At 64.5% G+C, this 21,639-nt stretch carries 17 protein-coding genes; 4 read left to right on the plus strand and 13 right to left on the minus strand.

The genetic code is table 11. The features are described from left to right. Positions 1-133 precede the first annotated feature (133 nt). Positions 134-1,462: a polysaccharide deacetylase family protein gene (locus tag ACQRBR_RS05830; RefSeq protein ID WP_427812553.1), complete on the plus strand. Its 1,329-nt coding sequence runs from the start codon at positions 134-136 to the stop codon at positions 1,460-1,462. 242 nt (positions 1,463-1,704) lie between these two features. On the opposite strand, the gene nspC is transcribed toward ACQRBR_RS05830, so the two are convergent. The 6 genes from nspC to ACQRBR_RS05860 all read right to left on the minus strand — a co-directional run bounded on the left by nspC (position 1,705) and on the right by ACQRBR_RS05860 (position 9,015). Further along, positions 1,705-2,934 (minus strand): carboxynorspermidine decarboxylase, encoded by a 1,230-nt coding sequence (gene nspC / locus ACQRBR_RS05835; RefSeq protein ID WP_204674645.1) that lies wholly within the window; start codon positions 2,932-2,934, stop codon positions 1,705-1,707. A 151-nt stretch (positions 2,935-3,085) separates the two neighbouring features. Continuing rightward, positions 3,086-4,288 (minus strand): saccharopine dehydrogenase family protein, encoded by a 1,203-nt coding sequence (locus ACQRBR_RS05840; protein WP_006007027.1) that lies wholly within the window; start codon positions 4,286-4,288, stop codon positions 3,086-3,088. A gap of 447 nt (positions 4,289-4,735) precedes the next feature. Further along, positions 4,736-5,068 (minus strand): CGGC domain-containing protein, encoded by a 333-nt coding sequence (locus tag ACQRBR_RS05845; RefSeq protein ID WP_303877925.1) that lies wholly within the window; start codon positions 5,066-5,068, stop codon positions 4,736-4,738. 19 nt (positions 5,069-5,087) lie between these two features. Then, the gene (locus ACQRBR_RS05850) at positions 5,088-6,278 is read right to left on the minus strand and encodes an ATP-grasp domain-containing protein (RefSeq protein ID WP_427812554.1); all 1,191 of its coding nucleotides are present in this window, start codon (positions 6,276-6,278) and stop codon (positions 5,088-5,090) included. A 227-nt stretch (positions 6,279-6,505) separates the two neighbouring features. Next, positions 6,506-7,825: a homoserine dehydrogenase gene (locus ACQRBR_RS05855; RefSeq protein ID WP_303877927.1), complete on the minus strand. Its 1,320-nt coding sequence runs from the start codon at positions 7,823-7,825 to the stop codon at positions 6,506-6,508. 8 nt (positions 7,826-7,833) lie between these two features. Next, positions 7,834-9,015, minus strand: coding sequence for an aminotransferase class I/II-fold pyridoxal phosphate-dependent enzyme (locus tag ACQRBR_RS05860; protein ID WP_006007048.1), 1,182 nt, complete (start codon positions 9,013-9,015; stop codon positions 7,834-7,836). A 168-nt stretch (positions 9,016-9,183) separates the two neighbouring features. On the opposite strand from ACQRBR_RS05860, the gene mtnA reads away from it, so the two are divergent. The 3 genes from mtnA (at position 9,184) to ACQRBR_RS05875 (ending at position 13,090) form a co-directional block, all read left to right on the plus strand. Further along, positions 9,184-10,233, plus strand: coding sequence for an S-methyl-5-thioribose-1-phosphate isomerase (gene mtnA, locus ACQRBR_RS05865; protein ID WP_427812555.1), 1,050 nt, complete (start codon positions 9,184-9,186; stop codon positions 10,231-10,233). 60 nt (positions 10,234-10,293) lie between these two features. Then, positions 10,294-12,201, plus strand: coding sequence for a TIGR04326 family surface carbohydrate biosynthesis protein (locus ACQRBR_RS05870; RefSeq protein ID WP_427812556.1), 1,908 nt, complete (start codon positions 10,294-10,296; stop codon positions 12,199-12,201). Positions 12,202-12,514: 313 nt separating this feature from the next. After that, positions 12,515-13,090 (plus strand): hypothetical protein, encoded by a 576-nt coding sequence (locus ACQRBR_RS05875; protein WP_303877930.1) that lies wholly within the window; start codon positions 12,515-12,517, stop codon positions 13,088-13,090. Between the two features lie 512 nt (positions 13,091-13,602). On the opposite strand, the gene amrA is transcribed toward ACQRBR_RS05875, so the two are convergent. The 7 genes from amrA to dsrB (ACQRBR_RS05910) form a co-directional block, all read right to left on the minus strand. Continuing rightward, a complete protein-coding gene (gene amrA, locus ACQRBR_RS05880; RefSeq protein ID WP_427812557.1) occupies positions 13,603-14,169 on the minus strand; it encodes an AmmeMemoRadiSam system protein A in 567 nt (188 codons plus the stop codon). Between the two features lie 570 nt (positions 14,170-14,739). After that, positions 14,740-14,976: a dissimilatory sulfite reductase D family protein gene (locus ACQRBR_RS05885; RefSeq protein ID WP_204625834.1), complete on the minus strand. Its 237-nt coding sequence runs from the start codon at positions 14,974-14,976 to the stop codon at positions 14,740-14,742. A gap of 60 nt (positions 14,977-15,036) precedes the next feature. Beyond that, the gene (gene dsrB, locus ACQRBR_RS05890) at positions 15,037-16,182 is read right to left on the minus strand and encodes a dissimilatory-type sulfite reductase subunit beta (RefSeq protein ID WP_427812558.1); all 1,146 of its coding nucleotides are present in this window, start codon (positions 16,180-16,182) and stop codon (positions 15,037-15,039) included. 17 nt (positions 16,183-16,199) lie between these two features. After that, positions 16,200-17,513, minus strand: coding sequence for a dissimilatory-type sulfite reductase subunit alpha (gene dsrA / locus ACQRBR_RS05895; protein WP_303877934.1), 1,314 nt, complete (start codon positions 17,511-17,513; stop codon positions 16,200-16,202). A 377-nt stretch (positions 17,514-17,890) separates the two neighbouring features. Then, positions 17,891-19,537: a sigma 54-interacting transcriptional regulator gene (locus ACQRBR_RS05900; protein WP_427812559.1), complete on the minus strand. Its 1,647-nt coding sequence runs from the start codon at positions 19,535-19,537 to the stop codon at positions 17,891-17,893. A gap of 641 nt (positions 19,538-20,178) precedes the next feature. Further along, on the minus strand, positions 20,179-20,415 hold the full coding sequence (locus ACQRBR_RS05905; RefSeq protein ID WP_006007078.1) for a dissimilatory sulfite reductase D family protein: 237 nt from the start codon (positions 20,413-20,415) through the stop codon (positions 20,179-20,181). Between the two features lie 60 nt (positions 20,416-20,475). After that, positions 20,476-21,621, minus strand: coding sequence for a dissimilatory-type sulfite reductase subunit beta (gene dsrB, locus ACQRBR_RS05910; RefSeq protein ID WP_040369683.1), 1,146 nt, complete (start codon positions 21,619-21,621; stop codon positions 20,476-20,478). Between the last annotated feature and the right edge of the window lie 18 nt (positions 21,622-21,639).

Raw genomic sequence — 21,639 nt, forward strand, 5'->3', positions numbered from 1 at the left:
AAAAAAGTTTAATTTTATTTGTAATTAGCTGGAATAAAAGGATAAAAAATTGATATTCGTTCCTGATAAATAGCCTTGCAGTCCCGGGGGGCCGGTGTTAGGTAGAAAAACACTTCAGTTCAGGGTGGAAAAGATGATGTTTTCCCATTTCCGGCAGGGCCGCAGGCCCGTGACCGGCAAAGATCGTGATGCGCGTTTCCCGTCGCGCATGGGCATGGGGCTGCTGCTGGCGGCCCTGCTTTTGTTGCCGGGCTGTGCCCAGGCCGTCCCGGACAGCGGCACGCCGCTGCGCGTCTCCGCTACTGCCCGGAAGCTCTCCGGGCCTCTGGAGCCTGCCTCCCTCTCGACGCTGATAATGAATGATGCCAGTGTCCGCCAGTGCCGGGTCTACGATGGCGTGCGCATCATCGCGCAGCCCATGCAGGAGAACCTCTGCGCCCTGAGCTTCGATGACGGCCCTTCGGCCAATACGCCGCAGATCCTCGACATCCTGGCCGCGCACAACATCCCGGCCACGTTCTTCGTGCTGGGGCGGAACGCCGAGCACCATCCCGACCTCGTGCAGCGCATCCATGATGAAGGCCACGAGATCGGCATCCATACCTATTCCCATCCCAATCTGCGCCATCTCAACCTGGCGGCCCAGAGTGAGCAGATCGGCAGGGTGCAGCGCTTTTTGCGCTCCCTGGGTATCGAGGCCCGCTTCCTGCGTCCGCCGTACGGTTCATTCAGTGACGTCACCCTGAAGGCTGCCGAGCAGATGGACCTCAAAGTCGTGCTTTGGTCGCTGGACAGCGAGGACTGGCGGGGCGTGCGCGAAGATTACGCCGCCCTGGTCAACACGCGGGGCCAGCGCTATGTCAACAACGATCTGCGCGGCATCTTCCTTTTTCACGATACGGTGCACGGCACGCTGGAGAACCTGCCGCGCATCATCGCGCAGCTGCAGGCCGGGGGCTGTCAGCGTTTCGTGACGGTCAGCGATTTTCTGGACGGCAGCCTGGACCCCGAACCGCCTTTGCTCATGGCCCGTCGCACCCGGCAGCCTTTGCCTGACGGCCGCGAGCTCATGCCGCCGGAAAGTTTCCCCGATGTGCAGCTGGCCGGACAGGAAACGGGCCGCAGCGGTTTCGATGCCGCCCAGCGAGCCTCCTCCACGCGGGATACCAGCCTGATCTGGGCCGCGGGCAGCACGCCGGTGCCCATGGCGCGCAGCAGCAGCCCCCGCTGGGGCAAGGCCGCGGAACAGGCCCGCGAGCAGCAGGCCCGGCGTCTGGAGCGCCTGGAACAGGAACGGCAGGCCGCAACGGCCCAGGCGCAGCCCTCAGGGCCCGTGCATGCCGTGCGCGGCACCGTGACGCCCCAGCGCGACTTCGGCACCAGTGCCGGTGAGGTCTATCCCGGCAGCCGTCCGGTGAGCTCCGTTGAGGATCTGGCCCCGGCCACGTCCGTGCAGCAGTAAAAAATATGAGGGGAGGGCCCGCGTCCCTGCTGTCGCCCGTAACGCTCCTTTGTCGCTAACGGGCACGGCCTGAGGCCGCCTTCGGTCGCTGCCCATACGAGAAGGGCCCCTTTCTCCCTGTGCTCCCCCTTTCCCGGTGTGTTCCATCCAGGGAACAGCTGGTGCAGGGAAGCAAACAGCCCCCGCATGATGTCATGCGGGGGCTGTTTGCGTTCAGGAAAAGGTCTGTGGTCCCGACCGTCCTAGGACAGGCGGGTCTTGAAGTCTTCGTAACCGAAGCGGCGCACCAGACGGAAACGGGCCGTAGCGGCCGGGTCGGCGGCGTCGAGGTCGGCGGCCAGGCTGCCGATGGACGGCAGGCGCAGGCCGTTGAAGGTGGTGGTCTTGACCATGCTGTAGATGGCCATGTCGGTGAAGATCAGGCGGTCACCGGCCTTGAGGGGCGCGGCGAAGCTGTATTCGCCGATGACGTCCCCGGCCAGGCAGGACTTGCCCGCCAGGCGGCAGGTCCAGGCCTTTTCGCCGTTTTCGCCCGCCAGGCGCAGCTCGCCGTCTTCCGGGGCCAGCAGGTTGGGACGGTAGGGCATCTCCAGCACGTCGGGCATGTGGCAGGAGGCTGAGGTGTCCAGGATGGCGATGGGCATGTCGGCCTGCACCACGTCCAGCACCGTGGCCACCAGCCAGCCCGCATTGAGGGCCACGGCCTCGCCGGGCTCCAGATAGATCTGCGCGCCGTAGTTTTGCTGCATGCGCGTGATGCAGCGGCAGAGGCGGTCCAGGTCATAGCCTTCGCGGGTGATGTGATGGCCGCCGCCGAAATTGATCCACTTGCACTGGGCCAGCTGCTTGCCGAAACGGGCCTCCACGGCATCTAGGGTACGTTCCAGCGCGTCGGAGCCCTGTTCGCACAGGGTATGGAAATGCAGGCCGGAGATGCCCTCCGGCAGCGTTTCGGGCAGCTGGTGCGGTCGGATGCCCAGGCGGGAGCCCGGGGAGCAGGGATTGTAGATGGCCACGGCGCCTTCGGAATGTTCGGGATTGATGCGCAGGCCGCAGCTGATCTCGCGGCCGTTGTCCCGGCACCAGGCCCGGACTTTGGGGCCGAAGCGTTCCCACTGGGCCAGGGAGTTGAAGACCAGGTGATCCACCAGCGGCAGCAGCTCGTCCAGCTCTTCTTCCGTCCAGCCCGCGGCAAAGGCGTGCACTTCGCCGCCGAATTCTTCGCGGCCCAGGCGGGCCTCATCCACGGAGCTGGCGCAGGTGCCCCACAGGGGGCCGTGGCCTTTGGCGCGGGAGAGCAGGGAAAAGCTGTCCCAGGCGGCAAAGCCCTTGAGGGCCAGCAGGATCTTGGCGCCGGTGCGCTGCTGCACGCTGTCCAGAATGGCCGCATTGGCCGCCAGACGGGCTTCGTCCAGCACGAAGCAGGGCGAGGGGACGGTACGGGGATCCAGCAGGGGCAGGAGATGCTTCATGTTTCGGTCTTTTGCAGGGGTTGGGGTGAAGAAGGGGCTGCCGTCCGGGAACTGCCGCAGGGGCGCGGTTCTTTTCCCGGGCCGGAGCGCAACGGGGGAAGGAGCCCGCGGGCCCCTTCCCCCTGAAACAGCGTTGCCGGCGTGAAAGGGACTAGTCCTTCACTTCCACGCACTGCCACGGCAGGCCGTAGGCGTTGAGGTCGGCCATGAAGGGGTCGGGGTCGAACTGTTCCATGTTCCACACACCGGGCTTGAGCCACTGGCCGGAGACCATCATCTTGGCACCGATCATGGCGGGCACGCCGGTGGTGTAGGAGATGGCCTGGGAGCCCACTTCGGCGTAGCAGGCTTCATGGTCGCAGATGTTGTAGATGTAGACGGTCTTTTCCTTGCCGTCCTTGATGCCGCGCATGACGTTGCCGATGCAGGTCTTGCCCTTGGTCAGCGGGCCCAGGGAGGCGGGGTCGGGCAGCAGGGCGCGCAGGAACTGGATGGGCACGATGTCCTGGCCCTGGAAGCGCACGGGATCGATGCGGGTCATGCCCACATTGCCCAGCACCTTGAGGTGGTTCAGGTAGTTTTCCGAGAAGGTCATCCAGAAGCGGGCGCGCTTCAGGCCCTTGAGGTTCTGCACCAGGGATTCCAGTTCCTCGTGGTACATGAGGAAACACTTCTTGGGACCGATGCCGTCGGGGAAGTCGTAGGTCATGGACCAGGACAGGGGATCGGTCTCCACCCATTCGCCGCGTTCCCAGTAACGGCCGCGGGCGGTCACTTCGCGGATGTTGATCTCGGGGTTGAAGTTGGTGGCGAAGGGCTGGCCGTGGTCACCGGCGTTGCAGTCGATGATGTCCAGCACGTGCACTTCGTCCAGCTCGTGCTTCATGACCCAGGCCGAGAAGACGTTGGTGACGCCGGGGTCGAAACCGGAGCCCAGCAGGGCGGTGAGGCCGGCCTGCTTGAAGCGCTCCTGGTAGGCCCACTGCCATTTGTATTCGAACTTGGCGGTATCCAGGGGCTCGTAGTTGGCCGTATCCAGATAATGCACGCCGCATTCCAGGCAGGCGTCCATGATGTGCAGGTCCTGATAGGGCAGGGCGATGTTCAGCACGGTGTGGGGCTTCACCTGACGGATGAGGGCGCAGAGCTCGGGCACGTTGTCGGCATCCACCTGGGCGGTGGCGATGTCGACGCCCAGACGGGCTTTGACCGAGCGGGCGATCTCGTCACACCGGGAAAGCGTACGGCTGGCAAGAGTGATCTTGCCGAAGGCCCCTTCTTTGGCCAACTGGGCGCACTTGTGCGCCACCACGCTTCCCACGCCACCGGCGCCGATGATCAGAATATCCGCCATGACTTCTCCTTTTAAATCCGTTTTGTCCGTGATTGATGATGAAATGCGGCCCGCCGGAACAGGCGGTCATCCCCTCCATAGCCCACAGCGGCAGGAAGGTAAAGGGCAGGGGGAGGGCCCGGCCGCGCCGCCTTGGCCTTCCCGATATTTACGGCCCGCCCGGGTTGGGGACATCCTGGGTGCGCGTCGGGGAGCCGGGGACATGCCATGCCCAGCATGCCTGCGTTGTGTGACCGCCGGTCGTCATGACGGTGACGGGTCGGCGACAGGACAGGAAGATATGCTGCCCGTGCCTCCGGCGGACGGCATTGCGCCGTCGTGGCGGCAATGGCCCACAGCTGTCCCGCTGGCTGCGGACAGTGCAGGAAGCCGCCCTGCATGGCCCGGGAGCGTACGCGCCGGAAAGGGGCAGTACGGGACCCTCCCGCTCCTATCTCATGCGTATCCCTAGTGTGTGTGGTCCAGCACGGGCACGCCGTCGCCCAGTTTCTTGCGGATGGCGGCGAGCATGGTCTCGTGGTGCGGACAGGGGAAGCTGATGGGGTTGCCCTTGCAGATGCAGGAGGCCAGGGCCACGGCTTCGGCGCCGCGATCCACCAGCATCTTGGCGCGGGCCACGGCCCGCTTGCCGGGACAGCCGCCGCAGGAGACGAAGCCGATGACCTCGCAGGGGCCCAGTTCCTCGAATGCGCCCTTGCCCTGGGCGGCAAAGGAAAAGTCCGTGGTACCGGGGCAGATGTCCTCGGTCTGCATGCAGCGGATGATGCCGATCTTCTTCATGGGAGCCTCCTTGTTTTGCTTATCGGGCCTGGGGCGTCTCCTCGTGGTCTTCGGGGATGACGTAGCCCAGCAGGTCGTCGCGCACGATGGCGTCCAGTTCCGCCCGGTCATGGGCCGGGGTCTCGGTGAACAGGAAGCCGAAGTGGGAATAACGGTCGTAGAAGCCGCGGCGCAGGTGCAGGACCTTGCGGAAGCGGGCGCAGAGGGCGTCGTAGTCGAAGCGCCGCACCGGCGGGCAGGCGGCAGGCTTGTTGAGCACGATGAGGGTGTAGAGCTTGTCCTCGTGGCCGGGCAGGATGCTGTCCCAGTCCGGGCGCCGGTCATCCAGATAGCAGCCGTAGGTGGGGAAGCCCCAGGCGAAGAGGCTGATGTCCGTGCAACACCAGCCCGCGAAGCGCAGGGGGTTGAACTCGATGGGCACCATATGGCCGTCGGCGTCGCGGCGCAGTTCCACATGCACGGGATAATCGCGCAGGCCCAGGCGTTCGTTGAGCTGGTCGAACCAGGCTTCCAGCGGCCCGGCCATGCGGCGGATGATGTCCGCGCTGGTGTAGTACAGGCGGTCGCTCACGTCTTCGGAAGAGGCAAAGTCGTGCTGGAGGATGTTGCAGATGACGGCCTCGCCGCGGCTGTTGAAATAGACGTCCACGGCGTATTCCGTGCCTTGGATGAGGGATTCCAGCAGCCAGACCTGATTGTCCAGCACGGCGGCGGGATATTCCTTGCGCCAGCGCACGGCGCTGGCCGCGATGTCGTCACGGGCGGCGCGCCACTGCTGGGCGTTCTCGATGCTGTAGACGCCCAGGCTGAAGAAGCCCACCGCGGGCTTGAGTACGCAGGGGCCGGGCAGGCTGTCGAAATGCGTCTCCATGACGTCCCGCAGGGTCAGCTCGCGGAAATGGAAATCAGGGAAGAGCGGGGCCAGGCGCTGGCGGAACAGCAGCTTGTTCTTGAGCAGTTCGGTGGCGCGCACCAGCCCGGCATTGCCCGAACGGCTGTAGAGCCAGTCCAGGGCGTTTTCCGAATTGCTGTACAGGCGCTGCCCCCGGCAGCACAGACGGCCGAAGTCGCGGCTGGAGACAAGGTTGAGGTGCAGCCCGTAATCCAGCCCGGCCTGCCGGGCAGCGGGCGTATCCAGGACGGGTTCCTGCCGGTCGGCGGCAAAGGTGGCCAGCTCCGGCGAGACATACGGATCTTCCAGAATGATCATGGGCCCCTCATGCAGCATGGCTGCGTAAAAAGCGCAGGGCCGGGATGTTTCCTGACCCTGCGCGATGTGGTTGCTGGAGAAGCACCCGGAACCCCTCCCCGCAGGGAACGGCTCCGGCAGTGGCGGGAAATGTCTCACGGTGGCACGGACTTTCCCGCGGAGCCGGGCACCACCATTGGGATCAAGCATGCAGGGGGAAGGAGAGCCTCCCCCTGCGTTCGTTTTTGTTAATCCAGCACGCGGAAGTACACGGCAGGCTGGCGCAGCATGCCGGTATCCAGGGTGCGCTGCAGGGCGGTGCTCATGGCTTCCTCGGTGGTCTCATGGGTCATGAAGACCAGCGGCACGCCCTTGCCTTCGTCGGTACGCTGGATGACCTGGGCCATGCTCACGCCCTGGTCGGCCATGCAGCCGGCCAGATCGCGCAGCACGCCGGGCTCGTCCTCGACCATGACGCGCACATAGTAGCGCGAACGCCATTCCGCGGGCGGCACGATGCTGGCGCGGGGCAGGTCGTCACAGGCATAGCCGGTGTTGTGCGGGTTCTCGTCACGGGCCACGGCCATAAGGTCGGCCAGCACGGCACCGGCGGTGGGCAGGTCGCCCGCGCCGCGGCCGTGGAAGAAGAGCGAGCCGCAGGCATTGCCGCTGACGCGCACGGCGTTGTACACGCCCCCCACACGGGCCAGCAGCACCGTATAAGGCACCAGGGCCGGGAACACGCCCGCCTCCAGCCGCACCTTGTCGTCGGCCTGGCCTGGCTCGCGGCGTTCGCGCACCTGGGCGATGAGCTTGATGCGGTAGCCGAACTCGCGGGCCAGAGCGATGTCCAGGCTGGACATGCCGCGGATGCCGCGCACGGGCATGGCCGTGTAGGGGTAATTGACCCCGTAGGCCAGGCGGATGAGCAGGGTCAGCTTGTGGGCCGCATCGTGACCGTCGATGTCCAGGGTGGGATCGGCTTCGGCATAGCCCAGCTGCTGGGCCTGTTTGAGGGCCACATCAAAGTCCAGACCGTTGGAGGTCATCTCGGACAGGATGTAGTTGCTGGTGCCGTTGAGGATGCCCATCAGGGACGAGATGCGGTTACCGGCCAGGCTGGTGCGCAGGGCCTCCACCACGGGCACGGCGCCGGCAACACTGGCCTCGTAGCGCAGGATGCGGCCCTTGCTGGCTGCCTTTTGGAACAGGGCGAGCCCTTCCTCGGCCAGCAGGGCCTTGTTGGCGGTGACGATGTGCTTGCCGGCGTCCAGGGCGCGGTCGATGATGGTGCGCGGGGCGTCGATGCCGCCCATGAGCTCCACCAGCACGTCGATCTCGGGATCGTTGATCAGCTCGTCAGGATTGGTGGTCAGGTCGGCTCCGGGAGGCAGGGGCACGGTGCGCGCCTTCTGGGCATTGCGCACCAGCACCTTCTTGACCTGGATGTCCCGGCCCGTACGCTGACGGATGATGCCGGCGTTCTCTTCCAGCAGGCGGGCAAGACCGCCGCCCACGGTGCCGAACCCGGCCAGACCCACTACCAGAGGCTTGTTGCTTTCGGCCATAGTGTCCCCTAATCGCTGGAGCCGCTGAGCAGGCGGCGGATGTTGCGCACGGCCTGACGGGTGCGGTGATCGTTCTCGATGAGGGCGAAGCGCACGTACTCGTCACCGTAGGCACCAAAGCCCAGGCCCGGCGAGACGGCCACCTGCGCTTCGGTGAGCAGCAGCTTGGAGAATTCCACGGAACCCATCTTGCGGAATTCTTCGGGGATGCGGGCCCAGACGAACATGGTCGCCTTGGGTGCGGGCACTTCCCAGCCGATGCGGTTGAGGCCGTCGATGAGCCAGTCACGGCGCTGGCGGTAGATGTCGCAGATCTTGGTGACTTCTTCGTCACCGCTGCGCATGCCCACGGTGGCCGCGATCTGGATGGGCTGGAAGATGCCGTAGTCCAGGTAGCTCTTGATGCGGCTCAGGGCGTGGATGAGCTTGGGGTTGCCCAGGCAGAAGCCCACGCGCCAGCCGGGCATGGAGTAGCTCTTGGACATGGTGTAGAATTCCACGCCCACGTCCTTGGCGCCCTTGGCCTGCAGGAAGCTGGGGGCCTTGTAGCCGTCGAAGACCAGGTCGGCATAGGCCAGGTCATGGATGACCCAGATGTTGTTCTCCTTGGCGAATTCCACGACCTTTTCAAAGAAGGCCAGGTCGGTCACTTCCGTGGTGGGGTTGTGGGGATAGCACAGGAAAAGCAGCTTGGGACGGGGCCAGGCCTGCTTGGTGGCGGCGGTCAGGTCCTCAAAAAAGTCACGGCCGGGCCCGATGGGCACGCTGCGCACGTCGGCGCCGGCGATGATGGGCGCATACTTGTGGATGGGATAGGTGGGGTCGGGAGCCAGCACCACGTCGCCGGGCGAGAGCATGGCCAGCGAAAGGTGGGCAAGACCTTCCTTGGAACCCATGGTCACGATGGCTTCGGTGTTGGGATCGAGGTCCACATCATACAGGCGCTTGTAGCGTTCGCACACGGCGTCGCGCAGATGGGGGATGCCGCGGGAGAGCGAATAGCGATGATTCACCGGCTTCTGTGCGGCTTCCACCAGCTTGTCCACGATGTGCGGCGGGGTGGGAATGTCGGGATTTCCCATGCTGAAGTCAACGATATCGATATTCTGGCGACGCAGCTTCATTTTAAGGTCGCCTACCACCGCGAAAACGTAGGGGGGCAGGCGCTGGATGCGCGAGAACTCTTCCATGGGGACGCTTCTCCTGCTGAAGTTCAAAAACTTTAGCCAGCTTAGCCAGTGCGTTCGGCATTTGTAAAGCACTTTGCCAAGATAAGGGCTTTGCGCTACCGTGGTCGGTATTGGACAGGCTACGCCATCTCACGGACCCTTTATCGCCCTTCAACCATCGAGGACCGCATGGAACACCATATCCGTTTCGACGCTGACGCCATGACCCTGTATCTGCTGGACCAGCGCGCCCTGCCCGGGCGCGAGGACTACCTGCCCATCCGCACCCTGGACGAGACCATCCGGGCCCTGCAGGTGATGGTGGTGCGCGGCGCTCCGGCCATCGGCGTCACGGCCGGTTTCGGCTGTGTGCTGGCCCTTGAGGAACTGCGCCGCGGCCTGCCTGCCGGTGCCGACTGGCGCACGGCCTATGACCAGGCCCTGGTGCGCCTGAAGGCGGCCCGGCCCACGGCCGTGAACCTGCGCTGGGGCGTGGAGCGCATGCGGGCCCTGTGGCGGGCCCATGCCGGTCTGGAGATGGAGGCCCTCATCCCCGTCCTGTTGGCCGAGGCCGAGACCATGCGCCGCGAGGACGTGGAGATCTGCCGCGAGATCGGCCGCCACGGGGCGTCCTGCATCAATGACGGCGACACCGTACTCACCCACTGTAATGCCGGGGCCCTGGCCACGGCCGGTTACGGCACGGCCCTGGGCGTCATCCGCGGCGCCTTGGAAGCGGGCAAGAAGGTGCGGGTCATCGCCGACGAGACGCGGCCCTTCCTGCAGGGCGCGCGCCTGACCGCCTGGGAACTGCAGCAGGACGGCATCGACGTGCGCGTGGCCTGCGACAATGCCTGCGCCCTGTTGATGCAGAAGGGCCTGGTGCAGTGCGTGGTGGTGGGTGCCGACCGCATCGCGGCCAACGGCGACGCCGCCAACAAGATCGGCACCTTCGGTGTGGCCCTGCTGGCCAGGCATTTCGGCATCCCCTTCTATGTGGCGGCGCCCCTGTCCACCATCGACCCCCGCACGCCCGACGGCGCGCACATCCCCATCGAGGAGCGCCCCGACCGGGAAGTGACCCATGTGGGCGAGACCCGCATCGTCCCCGAAGGGGTGCCGGTCTTCAATTTTGCCTTCGACGTGACGCCCGCTGACTGCATCACGGGCATCATCACGGAAAAAGGCGTCCTGCGTGCGCCCTACGGCCCGGCCATCGCCGCGGCCCTCAAAGCCTGAGCCTGCACGGACGGCACCATGCCGTCCGTTTTTTCTTCCCCTGTCCGGAAAGGAGCGCCCATGAAAGAACTTACCTTGCTGGCCGACAGCAGAGCGCCGCTGGCCTTCCATCTGGAGACGTCCGCCGCCGTGGCCCACTGGAACCTGCGGGACGTGCCCGGCGACCACATCTCGCTGCCTGCCCTGTGCGATGCCCGGCTGACGGAGATCCGGCGCGAGCACGCCACATGGGCCTGCCGGACGGGCCTCAGGCCCGTGGAGGGGGCGCTGTTGCACGAGCATTTCCAGGCCGGGGAAAAGCTGTCCATGTGGTGGTGTTCGCTGCTCTATGAGCGCCATCCCAAGATGACGCCCCTGCTTTACGAGATCTACAAGCTGCGCACCCTGGAGCATCTGTTGGACGAGGGCGGCTTCACGGCCCTGCGTCTGGTGGGCGGCGACGACCGGCTGTGCGAGACCCTGCTGGCGCTCTGCCAGGCCACGGGGCGGCAGTTCGCGGACTATCACGATCCCAAGTGCCGTGACGGACGCTACCGCAGCCGGTTGCGCCGTATCTATGAGGCCTGTCCCTCCCTGCTGCGCGCGGCCGGACGCTTCCTCCACTGGTGGTTCCGGGTACGCCTGCCCCTCCGGCCCAAGGGGGGGGCCCTGCCCACCCTGCCGCCCGCGCATGTGACCACGGGCACCATCGCTACCTATTTCCCCAATGTGGACATGGAAGCCGCGGCAGCGGGCCGCTTCCGCTCCCGTTACTGGGAGGGCCTGCACGACGCCCTGTGCGCGGCGGCGGCCAGAACGCCCGTGCGCTGGCTGTTCATCCGCTTCCCGTCGCCGCAGATGGACCTGGCCGGCTGCATCAGGATGCGGGACCGTCTGCGGGCCGCACGGCAGGACGGCGTGAGCTTCCACTATCTGGAGGAATTCCTCACGACCGCCGACCTGCGGGCCGCCTGGAAGCGCTATCTGCGTCTGGCCTGGACCAGCCGCCGTCTGGAGGCCTCCATGCGCGAGCTTTGCCGTTTCGAGGGCTCCCGCCTGAACTTTTGGGCCTATATGGCCGAGGACTGGGCCGAGACCTTCCGGGGCTGGCGCTGTCTGGAGCGCTGCCTGCAGCAGCGCGGCATCGACAATTATGTGAAGGCCGCCGGGCCCCAGCGCTGGTTCACCTTCCCCCTGGAGAACTGCCCCTGGGAACGCATGCTGACCCATGCCGCCCACACCACGCCCGGCGCGGGCGGGCCCGTGTACGGGGCGCAGCACTCCACCATCCGGCCCACGGACTTCCGCTATTTCGACGATCCGGCCACCTTCACGGACAGCGCCTGCGCGGTCTTCCAGCCCGACCGCATCTGCGCCAACGGGCAGGGGGCCCTGCGGCAGTGGCAGGCTGCCGGTGTGCCGCAGGAGCGTCTGGAGCTGGTGGAGGCCCTGCGCTACATGTACCTTGTCGATGCCCGCAAGTCCGCCGTGCCGCCCCAGGAAGGCCAGACGCACCACCGCCTGCTGGTGGTGACCGGCTTTTTTGCCGACGAGACCGCCGACCATGTGCGCCTGCTGGCCCGGGCCGTGCACGCGGGCCTGCTGGACGGCTGGGAGATCGTGGTCAAGCCGCATCCCTATCTTTCCGTGGAGGCCGACCTGCGTCACGAGCTGGGGGCCCAGGCCGGGTGCCTGCGTTTTGCCGACGGCCCCATTGCCACCCATCTGGTGCCCGGTACCGTGGTCTGGTCGTCCGCTTCCACCACCGTGGTCTTGGAAGCGGCCCTCAAAAAGCTGCCCGTCATGGTCATGCTGCCCTCGGACGGCTTCGACCTGTGCCCCTTGCAGGATGTCCCCGGTCTGCTGCGTACCGGCAGCCTGGACGATGTGAAACGGGCCCTGGCCCAGGCCGCGCCGCCCGCCCTGCCGGACGACTATCTGGAATTACAGCCCGAGCTGCCCCGCTGGCGGGCCTTGCTGGAATTGTAGCCGACCTTGTGCCCAAGGGGCTTTCCCCGCGCTGTGAGGCCGCCCGGTGCCTGATGGAGGCGCAGGGCGGCTTTTTATTACCATGGCCCGGCGGATCGTTTCTAAAGGCCCGGCAGGGAGAAGGGACTTCCTGTGACCGGGAGCACGGCACATGGACGGGCGGCTTCGAAGCGTGCCCGGCTGCCTGCGTCCCTCGGCAGCCATCCTGCGGGGGCTTGAAAAAACAGGCTCCGCTGGGTAGCGTCAAAAGAGCGGCTGCCCCGGGAAGGGCGCACCGCGGAGCAGCCCCGCAGGGGGCGTGTGGGAGGATGTCATGGTGTTCAGCGAACGGGTCAGGAATTACGGCTCGCGCGGCAAGGGCGTGAGCGCACGTGACAACCATATCATCAAGGGCATGAAGGCTCTGCACCTGCTGGCGGCCCTGGCCTGGGCGGGCGGCGCCTTTTCCATGCAGGCCCTCGGCTTCCTCAAACTGGGCATGGACGATCCGGCGACCGTGAAGCTGGTGGAATACTGTCGCTATATCGTGGATTCCTGGGTGGTCATGCCCGGGCTCATCGGCTGTGTGCTTACCGGCCTGTTCTATTCCATCTTCACTTCGCTGGGCTTCTTCAAATTCGCCTGGGTCACTTTCAAGTGGATCATCAGTTTTTGCGCCGGTTTCTGGGGCACCTTTTTCTGGCTGCCCGTGGGTGACCGCTGCATCGAATGGCTCACGCCCATGGGGCTGGACTGGCCCTTGCGCTTCGTGCGCTCCTGCATCCTGCCGGAAGAGCTTTGGGCCAGTCTGGTTCAGGTGACCATCATCTTCGCCATGGCCCTGATCTCCATCTACCGCCCGCTGACCTGGAAGATGTACGGCGACCCCATCGTGCCGCCCACGTCGTAGAGACAAAATTTTCCAGGAGCCCCCTGTCCGGCGCAGGAAAGGGGGCTGTTCCTTCCGGTTTTCATCTTTTCCCAATGCACTCCTGCAGGCAGGGAAAGAGGGCACAGGCACAGCAAAGAACAAGGGACGCTCCCGAACAGGGAACGTCCCTTTTGTTTTGGGCTTGGCGGACTGCACGCCTTCCCGTATGTCGGCTGGGATGTTTCAGGCGGCGGTTTTTCGTCTGTGGGCCGATAGCTCAGGGGAAGGATAGAGGCTCGCAGGGTTCGAGAAGGCCGCAACCGTGGGGCATCCGCTGTCGGACACGGTGGCGGGATGCCGTCCCCGGCGTGAAAAAATCAAGAGGGCAGTCCCGCCGGTCCTCTATGGAGACATTTCCCCGGAGAAAACGCGCGAGGGTTGGGTCCTCTTCGTGCTGGCGTGAGCGGGCCATTTTGTCCTCCGCCTGTTGCTGCGAAGGGGCGCGGCAACAGGCAGGGATGCCTCCTTCTCCCCTCAGAGAGCTCTTTGGTTCAGGCCTCGAAGACCAGGCTCTCGAACCAGAAGAGCAGGGCCTGCGGATCACGCCAGCTGCCTGCGGGCAGACCGGCCTTGCGGCAGAGATGTTCCAGATATTGCCCCAGATCCCAGCCCTGTTCCACGGGCACCTGCGGCAGGAAGACGCCCTGGCGCATGCCCAGGCGCAGCAGCAGGCCGTGACGGCCGATGATGATCCGCGCCGGGTCCGGGCAGGGGCTCAGGGGGCCCAGCACGGAAATATGCAGGTGGCAGTGCGGCCATTCCGCCGCATCCAGAGCAGGGAAGCGGGGGTCCTCGAAGGCGGCGGCGCGGGCCATGCGCCAGACGTTCTGCCAGAGCGGCTCCCGCCCCACCATGTTGCCGATGCAGCCCCGCAGGTCGCCATCCTTGTTCAGGGTCACGAAGGAGCCCAGGGATTGAGCCAGCGCCCCTCCGGCCAGCGCGGACGGCAGGGGAGGCGGGCTGGCCTCCCGGCCTTCAAGGGCCGTGGTGATGCTTTCCCGGGCCAGCCGGGAGAGCCATTGCCGTTCTTCGTCATTGAGGGAAAAAGTGACGCCCATGACAGACCTCCGTAACGGGCGCGCAGGGAGTGCGCGATCTCGAGGGGCTCGCGGCCGCCTGATGCCCGCACGGGAAGCCGTGAAGGGCGGCAGGTCGCGGCATATGGCCGCAGTGTAGGCGGGGCGGGCGGAGGATTCAAGACGGTGGGATGTGATGCGGGCGCAGGAGGGGCGGGCATGGGGAGGCGGGAACGTTCAGCCCGGTACAGAGGATGTCCTCAGCACGCGCGTACAAGGGCCGCTCAGGCAGACAGGAGGCGGAGGGACTGGTGCAGGCCCTTGCCCAGCCTTCCGCCGCCGGAAAGCGGGACGGGAAACACCGGGGCGCTTCCGTACGCAGGCCGCCGGGGACGATACGCAGGGTAGGGCCCCTTACCCTCGCCGAACAGGCGTTGCATCCGTGCGGGAAACGGAAATGCCGCGATGGCTCGCGGCATTTCTGTGGGGTAAGGCAGAGCACATGCTCCTGAACGGTATTTGGCGGCATACCGTATAATATCTCGTCCGTCGCGGTCCCGACTGCGTGGGCTGCGGACTGTTGCCGGTGCGGGAGGCACGACCGCCCGGTAGTTAATCTTCGCCCTCGGTATGGGCCTGTTTTCCGGCCCCCTTGAGGCCGTACATGGTGGTGGAGCCGGAAGACCAGAATTCCAGCACTTCCTCATTCACCAGCCTGGTGAGGATCTTCTTCACTTCGCGGGGGCCCTTGTCGGGGAACAGCTCCGTGAAGTCCTTGAAGTAGAATTTGGACTTGGAAGCGGATTTGCCCTTCAGAAATTCGACGATGATGTCTTTTTCGTCAGCCATGTTTTTTCTCCTGGCCCCGGCGACACTGCGGCGCGCCGCCGGGGCGTTTTCAAGACCGGCCTAGAACTTGAACTGGGTGCTCTGGCGCCAGGTGTAGTACGCCGGGTCGCGGAAGTCGTCGATCAGGTGGTGGGTGAACTTCAGGCCGGTCAGCTTGAAGAAGCTTTCCCAGCCGATGCGTTCGGCCCAGTCGCCCAGACGTTCGTACTTGTTGGCGTTGGCGGCGTAGACTTCGACGATGTGCTTCACCGTCTTGGTCAGGGTGGGCCAGCGCGGCGGCTCGTTGGGGATGTAGCCCACGACCACCTTGGAGAACTTGGGCATGCTGATGCGGTTGGACACCTTGCCGCCCACCATGATGGCGATGCCGTCACCTTCGTGGTCAGCGATGGGCAGGGCGGGGCACATGGTGTAGCAGTTGCCGCAGTACATGCAGCGGTCCTGCTTGATGGCGATGGAGTTCACCTTCTTGCCGTTGTGTTCCACCTTGGTGGGGCGGACGGCAGCGGTAGGACAGGCGGCCACGGCCAGAGGAATCTCGCACAGCTGGTCGGCCCACTCGTGGTCGATCATGGGCGGTTTGCGGTGGATGCCCACCAGGCCGATGTCGGAGCAGTGCACGGCGCCGCACATGTTGATGCAGCAGGCCAGGGAGATGCGCACGGGCGCGGGCAGGCGCATGTTCTTGAAGTCCTCGAACATGGCGTCCATGACGCATTTCACAGGGCCGGAAGCGTCGGTGGCGGGGGTGTGGCAGTGCACCCAGCCCTGGGTGTGCACCATGTTGCTGACACCGGCACCGGTGCCGCCCACGGGGAACTTGAAGGAGCCGCCGTCGAACTTGCGGCTGTTGAGCTCGTCGCGCAGGGCCTTCATGGTGTCTTCGTCTTCCACCATGAACTCGATGTTGCTGCGGGTGGTCCAGCGCAGGTAGCCGCCGCAGTACTTGTCGGCGATGTCGCACAGCTCGCGGATGTGGGTGATGGACATGGTGCGGGTGCCGCCCACGCGGACGGTGTACACCTTGTCGCCGCCCTCGGCCACGTGCATCAGCACGCCGGGTTCGAGGATCTCGTGGTACAGCCACTTGCCGAAATTCTTTTTGATGACCGGCGGGAAGAACTCATCGTACTTGCGGGGACCGATATCGGTGATGCGCCCTTCCATGGGCTTGGCCGGATTGTAGCCGGAAGAAATAAAAGCCATGGTCTTTCTCCCTTACACTAGCGTTGATGGCGTTTGCGGAATTCGGCCAGGTCGCGGTTCCAGCCGCCGGGCACTTCCTCTTCCTTGAAGAAGATGTACGGGTTGGAGCGGGGAGCCGTGACGTGGTACGGAGCGGCCTCGGTGTCGGTGACTTCGAGCAGCTTCTGGAAGGAAAGACGCTTCATGGTCTCGCCCACGCGTTCGCGGTTCTTGCCTTCTTCCATCCACCAATCCCAGATCTTTTCGATGACTTCCTTGATCTCGGTATACGGCGCTTCACAGGAGATGAAGGGAACCAGCAGCGAACCCATCTGGGCGCCGTCCACCACGGGGGCCTTGGCGCCCACCAGGATGCTGGCGCCGCGTTCGTCACCGATGTGCAGGGCGCGGGGCATGGTGTTGATGCAGTGCATGCAGCGCACGCAGTCGGCGGTGCGGATGGACAGTTTGTTGCCGTCCCAGCTCATGCACTTGGAGGGGCAGCGATCCACCACTTCGGCCTGGATGTCGAACTTGCCCCAGTCACGACCGGCGTGAGCACCGGCGTTGGGCTTGAATTCGCCGCCCACGTAGGCTTTCACGGCATCTTGGTCGATCTTGATGTCGTCCTTCCAGGTACCCACCACAGCGAAGTCGGAACGGGCCATGGCGCACACGCAGCCGTTGGGGCAGCCGTCGAACTTGAACTTGAACTTGTAGGGGAAGGCGGGACGGTGCAGTTCGTCCTGGTAGTCCTGGGTCAGCTGGTAGCACATGTCCTGGGTGTTGTAGCAGGCGTATTCGCAGCGGGACTGGCCGAGGCAGGCTTCGGGGGTGCGCAGGTTGGAGCCGGAACCGCCGAGGTCGTTATGCAGCTTGTGGGTCAGATCGTGGAAGATCTCTTCCAGCTGCGGGGTCTGGGTGCCCAGGAGCACGATGTCACCGGTGGAACCGTGCATGTTGGTGATGCCGGAACCGCGCAGGTCCCAGATGTCGCACAGGTCGCGCAGGAATTGGGTGTTGTAGTACTTGGCGGCGGGCTGGGCCACACGCATGGTGTGGAAGTGGGCCACGCCGGGGAACTTTTCGGGCTGGTCGCAGTAACGGCCGATGACGCCGCCGCCGTAACCGAACACGCCCACGATGCCGCCGTGCTTCCAGTGGGTCTCCTTTTCTTCGTAGGAAAGTTCCAGGACGCCCAGCAAGTCTTCAGGGGCATCAGCGGGGATCTGATAGTCGAGTCCTTTGGGATTGGCCGCACGGGCGGCGGCTTCCTGTTTGATGTCGGACACAAAGCTCGGCCAGGGGCCGCTTTCGAGCTGGTCCAGCAGGGGAGTCGCATGTTTCGGCATTGCCATACCTCCATGAGTGCATATTTCAACGAATAATCGTTGAATATTTTACCAAATGCTGAAAAATGGCGCATCCTCGGGGGTAAAGATGGCCTTTTCAGCCACGGCATGGCTTCTTGGTAACAAAAAATCGTTGTACTTGGCAATAGAAAAAGAGGAATTTTCGTTTTTAGACAGTAAAAATTATGCTCTCGGTATTATTTTAACGAAAAATCGTTGATTAGAGGAGGGGCAAAGGGCGCAGGGCTCCGGCACAGTCAGAACCGTGCGAGAATGCGCCGCCATCCTGCGGCGTTGGAGGGTGGCATGGCAGGGCGTTCGGGCCGTGAGGGCTGGTCGGGCCGGGCTCCCCGGCGCGGTGTGCCTTTCGGCCCGGATCAGGCGTCCTGTTTGCGGAGGCCGAACTTCTTGATGCGGGAGCAGAGCGTGGTGGGGCTGATGCCCAGCAGGGCCGCGGCCCCGTCCTCACCATAGATCTTGCCGTGGCACCGTTGCAGGGCATTGGCGATATTGGTCCGCTCCAGGGCCTGCATCTCCGCCTCGGTAAAGACGATGGCGTTGTCGTCGGCAGGCAGGACGGGCCGGAGAGGCGTCGAGGGAGGGGACGGCGGCAGGGCCTCCAGGTGCAGGAGCCCGTCCGTGCTGCCTGCGGCTGCGCGCAGGAGGCATTCCTGCAGTTCGCGGACATTGCCGGGCCAGGCATAGGCCTGCAGACGTCCCCGGGCGTCGTCGGCAAAGGCCAGTTCCGGCCGCTGGAGGTGGGCGCGGTCATGTTCCAGAAAGGCCTGGGCCAGCGGCAGGATGTCTTCCGGGCGCTCACGCAGGGGAGCGATGCGGATGGGGAAGGCGTTGAGGCGGTAATAAAGGTCTTCGCGGAAATGCCCAGCGCGCACCAGGTCGTAGAGGTCGCGGCTGGTGGCGGCCACAAGACGCACGCTGAGCCGGTGTCCGCTGTCTTCGCCGCCGCGCCGGAACTCCTTGTCCTGCAGGACGCGCAGGAGCCTGGCCTGCAGAGGCAGGGGGAGCTCGTCCACGGCATCCAGGAAGAGCGTCCCGCCCGAGGCGGCCTCCAGAAAGCCCATACGGGCCGCATGGCCGAAGAATTCATCTTCGAAGCTGTCGGGCGCGATGGCGGCACAGTTGACCCGCACCAGCGGCCCGCCGGCCACGAAACTTTGCCGGTGCAGCTCGGCGGCCACCGCTTCCTTGCCGCTACCGGCTTCGCCGGTGATGAGGACGGGCACGTCCGTACAGGCCACCTGCCGGATCTTTTCCTTCAGCGTGCGCATGCAGGGGCTGTCCCCCGTCAGCGCTAGGGCGGCCGGGGGAAGGGCATCGTTCTTCAGGTAGGCGTTCTCGATCTCCAGCTGCCGTTTCAGGCGGGTCAGCTCTTCAAAGGCCTGGGCATTGGCGATGGAGACCGCCAGATAGTCAGCGATCATGCGCAGGCGGTCCATGGCCTGGGCATCCTGCACTTCGCGGCTGAAGACCGCGAAGACCCCCAGCACGCGGCCCCGGTGCACCAGCGGCTGGCCCAGGAAGGTGCGGATGCCTTCCCGGTGTATCCAGTCGGGCGAGGTCACCCAGTCCATATCCGGGTGGACGGCATCCACATGATAGGCTGTGCCTGACTGGGCGATGAGTCCCACCTTGCCCAGACCCAGGGAAAAACGGCTGTGCTCGCCATCCAGAGCCGTCCAGACATGCCCGTCCACGCGGGAGCGTCCGGTACTGGCCGCCAGCCGCAGGCACTGGCGATGGTCACGGCAATCGTAAAAATGGCGGCAGCTGGCGCAGAGGCTCGGCTCGGTCTGTTCCAGCAGCCAGATGCGGCACAGGGCCACATCCTGACGGGCGGCGAAGGTCTCCGCCACCAGACGGAAGATCTGGTCCAGCGACTGGCAGCGGGCCATCTCCAGAAGCAGGGCCCGGGTCTGTCCCATGTCCTGTTCGGGGGCTGGGGTTTCGGCAGGCAGATCCGCTGTGGCCCCGGTGCGGGGAAAAGCTGGATGGTGGTCGTGCATGGTCTCTCCGTCTGATGGCTGCTGTATCCAGAGCTGATGGGGGAAGGCGCTTTTCGTGGCCCTCGTGCCCAGCAAGATATTGTGGGCAGGCTCTTTTGGACGTGTTGCAGCCACAGACTACTGGTGACGGCAGGCTTTTTCAACGAAAAATAGTTGGAGCGGCAACGATGCTCCCATGTTCGTGGGGAGGGGCTCCTTCATGGACAGAGGTGAGGGACGAATCTCCCTGTCCGTGCGGAGCTTCGTCGTCTGACAGCGAGCGTAAGGCGTACTGTCACGACCGGGAAAAAAGGCGGCCGGTGCCGGTGCCATGACTGGGGAAGGAAATGCCGCAGAAGGGGTGTGTGATGCCGACACGGTCGCAAGGAAGGCTGGAAAGAAGAGTGGAGAGAGGGGAATGCGGCCGATTCTGCGCACGGCGGCATTGAGGGGCCGCAAACGCCGGTAACGGAGCGTGATGATGGCAGGACTGGCTGCCGGGGCTGGAAATACCGCAGGCCCGAAAGATTTTGGCAAGGACAAAAACAAGAAATGCCACAACAGAGGTTGCGGCATTTCTTGAGAAAGGAGTCGAGCTCCAATGGCCTTTGTAAACGCACAGACGTTGCAGTCGGGGCGTTCAAAAGCCGAAGGCAAAAAGACTAGTCTTCGCCTTCGGTGTGGGCCTGCTTGCCAGCGCCCTTCAGGCCGTACATGGTGGTGGAGCCGGAAGACCAGAATTCCAGGACTTCTTCGTTCACCAGCTTGGTGAGGATCTTCTTCACTTCGCGGGGGCCCTTATCGGGGAACAGGTCCGTGAAGTCCTTGAAGTAGAACTTGGACTTGGAGGAGGACTTGCTCTTCAGGAATTCGACAACAACGTCTTTTTCGTCAGCCATTTTTTTTCTCCTGAACCCGGCGGCGCCGGAAAGCGCCGCCGGGGTATTTTCAAGCTCGGCTTAGAACTTGAACTGGGTGCTCTGACGCCAGGTGTAGTAAGCCGGATCGCGGAAGTCGTCGATCAGGTGGTGGGTGAACTTCAGGCCGGTCAGCTTGAAGAAGCTTTCCCAACCGATGCGTTCGGCCCAGTCGCCCAGACGTTCGTACTTGTTGGCGTTGGCGGCGTAGACTTCGACGATGTGCTTCACCGTCTTGGTCAGGCTGGGCCAACGGGGAGGTTCGTTGGGGATGTAACCCACGACGACCTTGGAGAACTTGGGCATGCTGATGCGGTTGGACACCTTGCCGCCCACCATGATGGCGATACCGTCGCCTTCGTGGTCAGCGATGGGCAGGGCGGGGCACATGGTGTAGCAGTTACCGCAGTACATGCAGCGGTCTTCCTTAATGGCGATGGAGTTCACCTTCTGACCGTTGTGTTCAACCTTGGTAGGACGAACGGCAGCGGTGGGGCAGGCGGCCACAGCCAGAGGAATTTCGCACAGCTGGTCAGCCCATTCGTGGTCGATCATGGGCGGCTTGCGGTGGATACCCACCAGGCCGATGTCGGAGCAGTGCACGGCGCCGCACATGTTGATGCAGCAGGCCAGGGCGATGCGCACGGGAGCGGGCAGACGCATGTCCTTGAAGTCATCAAAGATGGCGTCCATCACGCATTTCACCGGGCCGGAGGCGTCGGTGGCGGGGGTGTGGCAGTGCACCCAGCCCTGGGTGTGCACCATGTTGCTGATACCAGCGCCGGTGCCGCCCACGGGGAACTTGAAGGAACCGCCGTCGAACTTGCGGCTGTTCAGGTCGTCGCGCAGGGCCTTCATGGTTTCTTCGTCTTCCACCATGAATTCGATGTTGTTACGAGTGGTCCAGCGCAGGTAACCGCCGCAGTACTTGTCGGCGATGTCGCACAGTTCGCGGATGTGGGTGATGGACATGGTGCGGGTGCCGCCCACGCGGACGGTGTACACCTTGTCGCCACCTTCGGCCACGTGCATCAGCACGCCGGGCTCAAGAATTTCGTGGTACAGCCACTTGCCGAAATTCTTTTTGATGACCGGCGGGAAGTATTCGTCGTACTTGTGGGGGCCGATGTCGGTAATGCGGCCTTCCATCGGTTTGGCGGGATTGTACCCGGAAGAAATAAAAGCCATGTTCTTCTCCCCCTTAAA

The organism is Desulfovibrio sp. SGI.133 (genome assembly GCF_050313955.1).
Classification (GTDB): Bacteria; Desulfobacterota; Desulfovibrionia; order Desulfovibrionales; family Desulfovibrionaceae; genus Desulfovibrio.

Bases quoted from the DNA above. Each gene is read 5' to 3' on its own strand.
- dsrB (WP_040369683.1), bottom strand. From the start codon at position 21,621: ATGGCTTTTATTTCTTCCGGGTACAATCCCGCCAAACCGATGGAAGGC.
- ACQRBR_RS05905 (WP_006007078.1), bottom strand. From the start codon at position 20,415: ATGGCTGACGAAAAAGACGTTGTTGTCGAATTCCTGAAGAGCAAGTCC.
- ACQRBR_RS05855 (WP_303877927.1), bottom strand. From the start codon at position 7,825: ATGGCCGAAAGCAACAAGCCTCTGGTAGTGGGTCTGGCCGGGTTCGGC.
- dsrA (WP_303877934.1), bottom strand. From the start codon at position 17,513: ATGCCGAAACATGCGACTCCCCTGCTGGACCAGCTCGAAAGCGGCCCC.
- ACQRBR_RS05850 (WP_427812554.1), bottom strand. From the start codon at position 6,278: ATGATCATTCTGGAAGATCCGTATGTCTCGCCGGAGCTGGCCACCTTT.
- dsrB (WP_427812558.1), bottom strand. From the start codon at position 16,182: ATGGCTTTTATTTCTTCCGGCTACAATCCGGCCAAGCCCATGGAAGGG.
- ACQRBR_RS05840 (WP_006007027.1), bottom strand. From the start codon at position 4,288: ATGGCGGATATTCTGATCATCGGCGCCGGTGGCGTGGGAAGCGTGGTG.
- ACQRBR_RS05900 (WP_427812559.1), bottom strand. From the start codon at position 19,537: ATGCACGACCACCATCCAGCTTTTCCCCGCACCGGGGCCACAGCGGAT.
- mtnA (WP_427812555.1), top strand. From the start codon at position 9,184: ATGGAACACCATATCCGTTTCGACGCTGACGCCATGACCCTGTATCTG.
- ACQRBR_RS05830 (WP_427812553.1), top strand. From the start codon at position 134: ATGATGTTTTCCCATTTCCGGCAGGGCCGCAGGCCCGTGACCGGCAAA.
- ACQRBR_RS05875 (WP_303877930.1), top strand. From the start codon at position 12,515: ATGGTGTTCAGCGAACGGGTCAGGAATTACGGCTCGCGCGGCAAGGGC.
- nspC (WP_204674645.1), bottom strand. From the start codon at position 2,934: ATGAAGCATCTCCTGCCCCTGCTGGATCCCCGTACCGTCCCCTCGCCC.
- ACQRBR_RS05860 (WP_006007048.1), bottom strand. From the start codon at position 9,015: ATGGAAGAGTTCTCGCGCATCCAGCGCCTGCCCCCCTACGTTTTCGCG.
- amrA (WP_427812557.1), bottom strand. From the start codon at position 14,169: ATGGGCGTCACTTTTTCCCTCAATGACGAAGAACGGCAATGGCTCTCC.
- ACQRBR_RS05870 (WP_427812556.1), top strand. From the start codon at position 10,294: ATGAAAGAACTTACCTTGCTGGCCGACAGCAGAGCGCCGCTGGCCTTC.
- ACQRBR_RS05845 (WP_303877925.1), bottom strand. From the start codon at position 5,068: ATGAAGAAGATCGGCATCATCCGCTGCATGCAGACCGAGGACATCTGC.
- ACQRBR_RS05885 (WP_204625834.1), bottom strand. From the start codon at position 14,976: ATGGCTGACGAAAAAGACATCATCGTCGAATTTCTGAAGGGCAAATCC.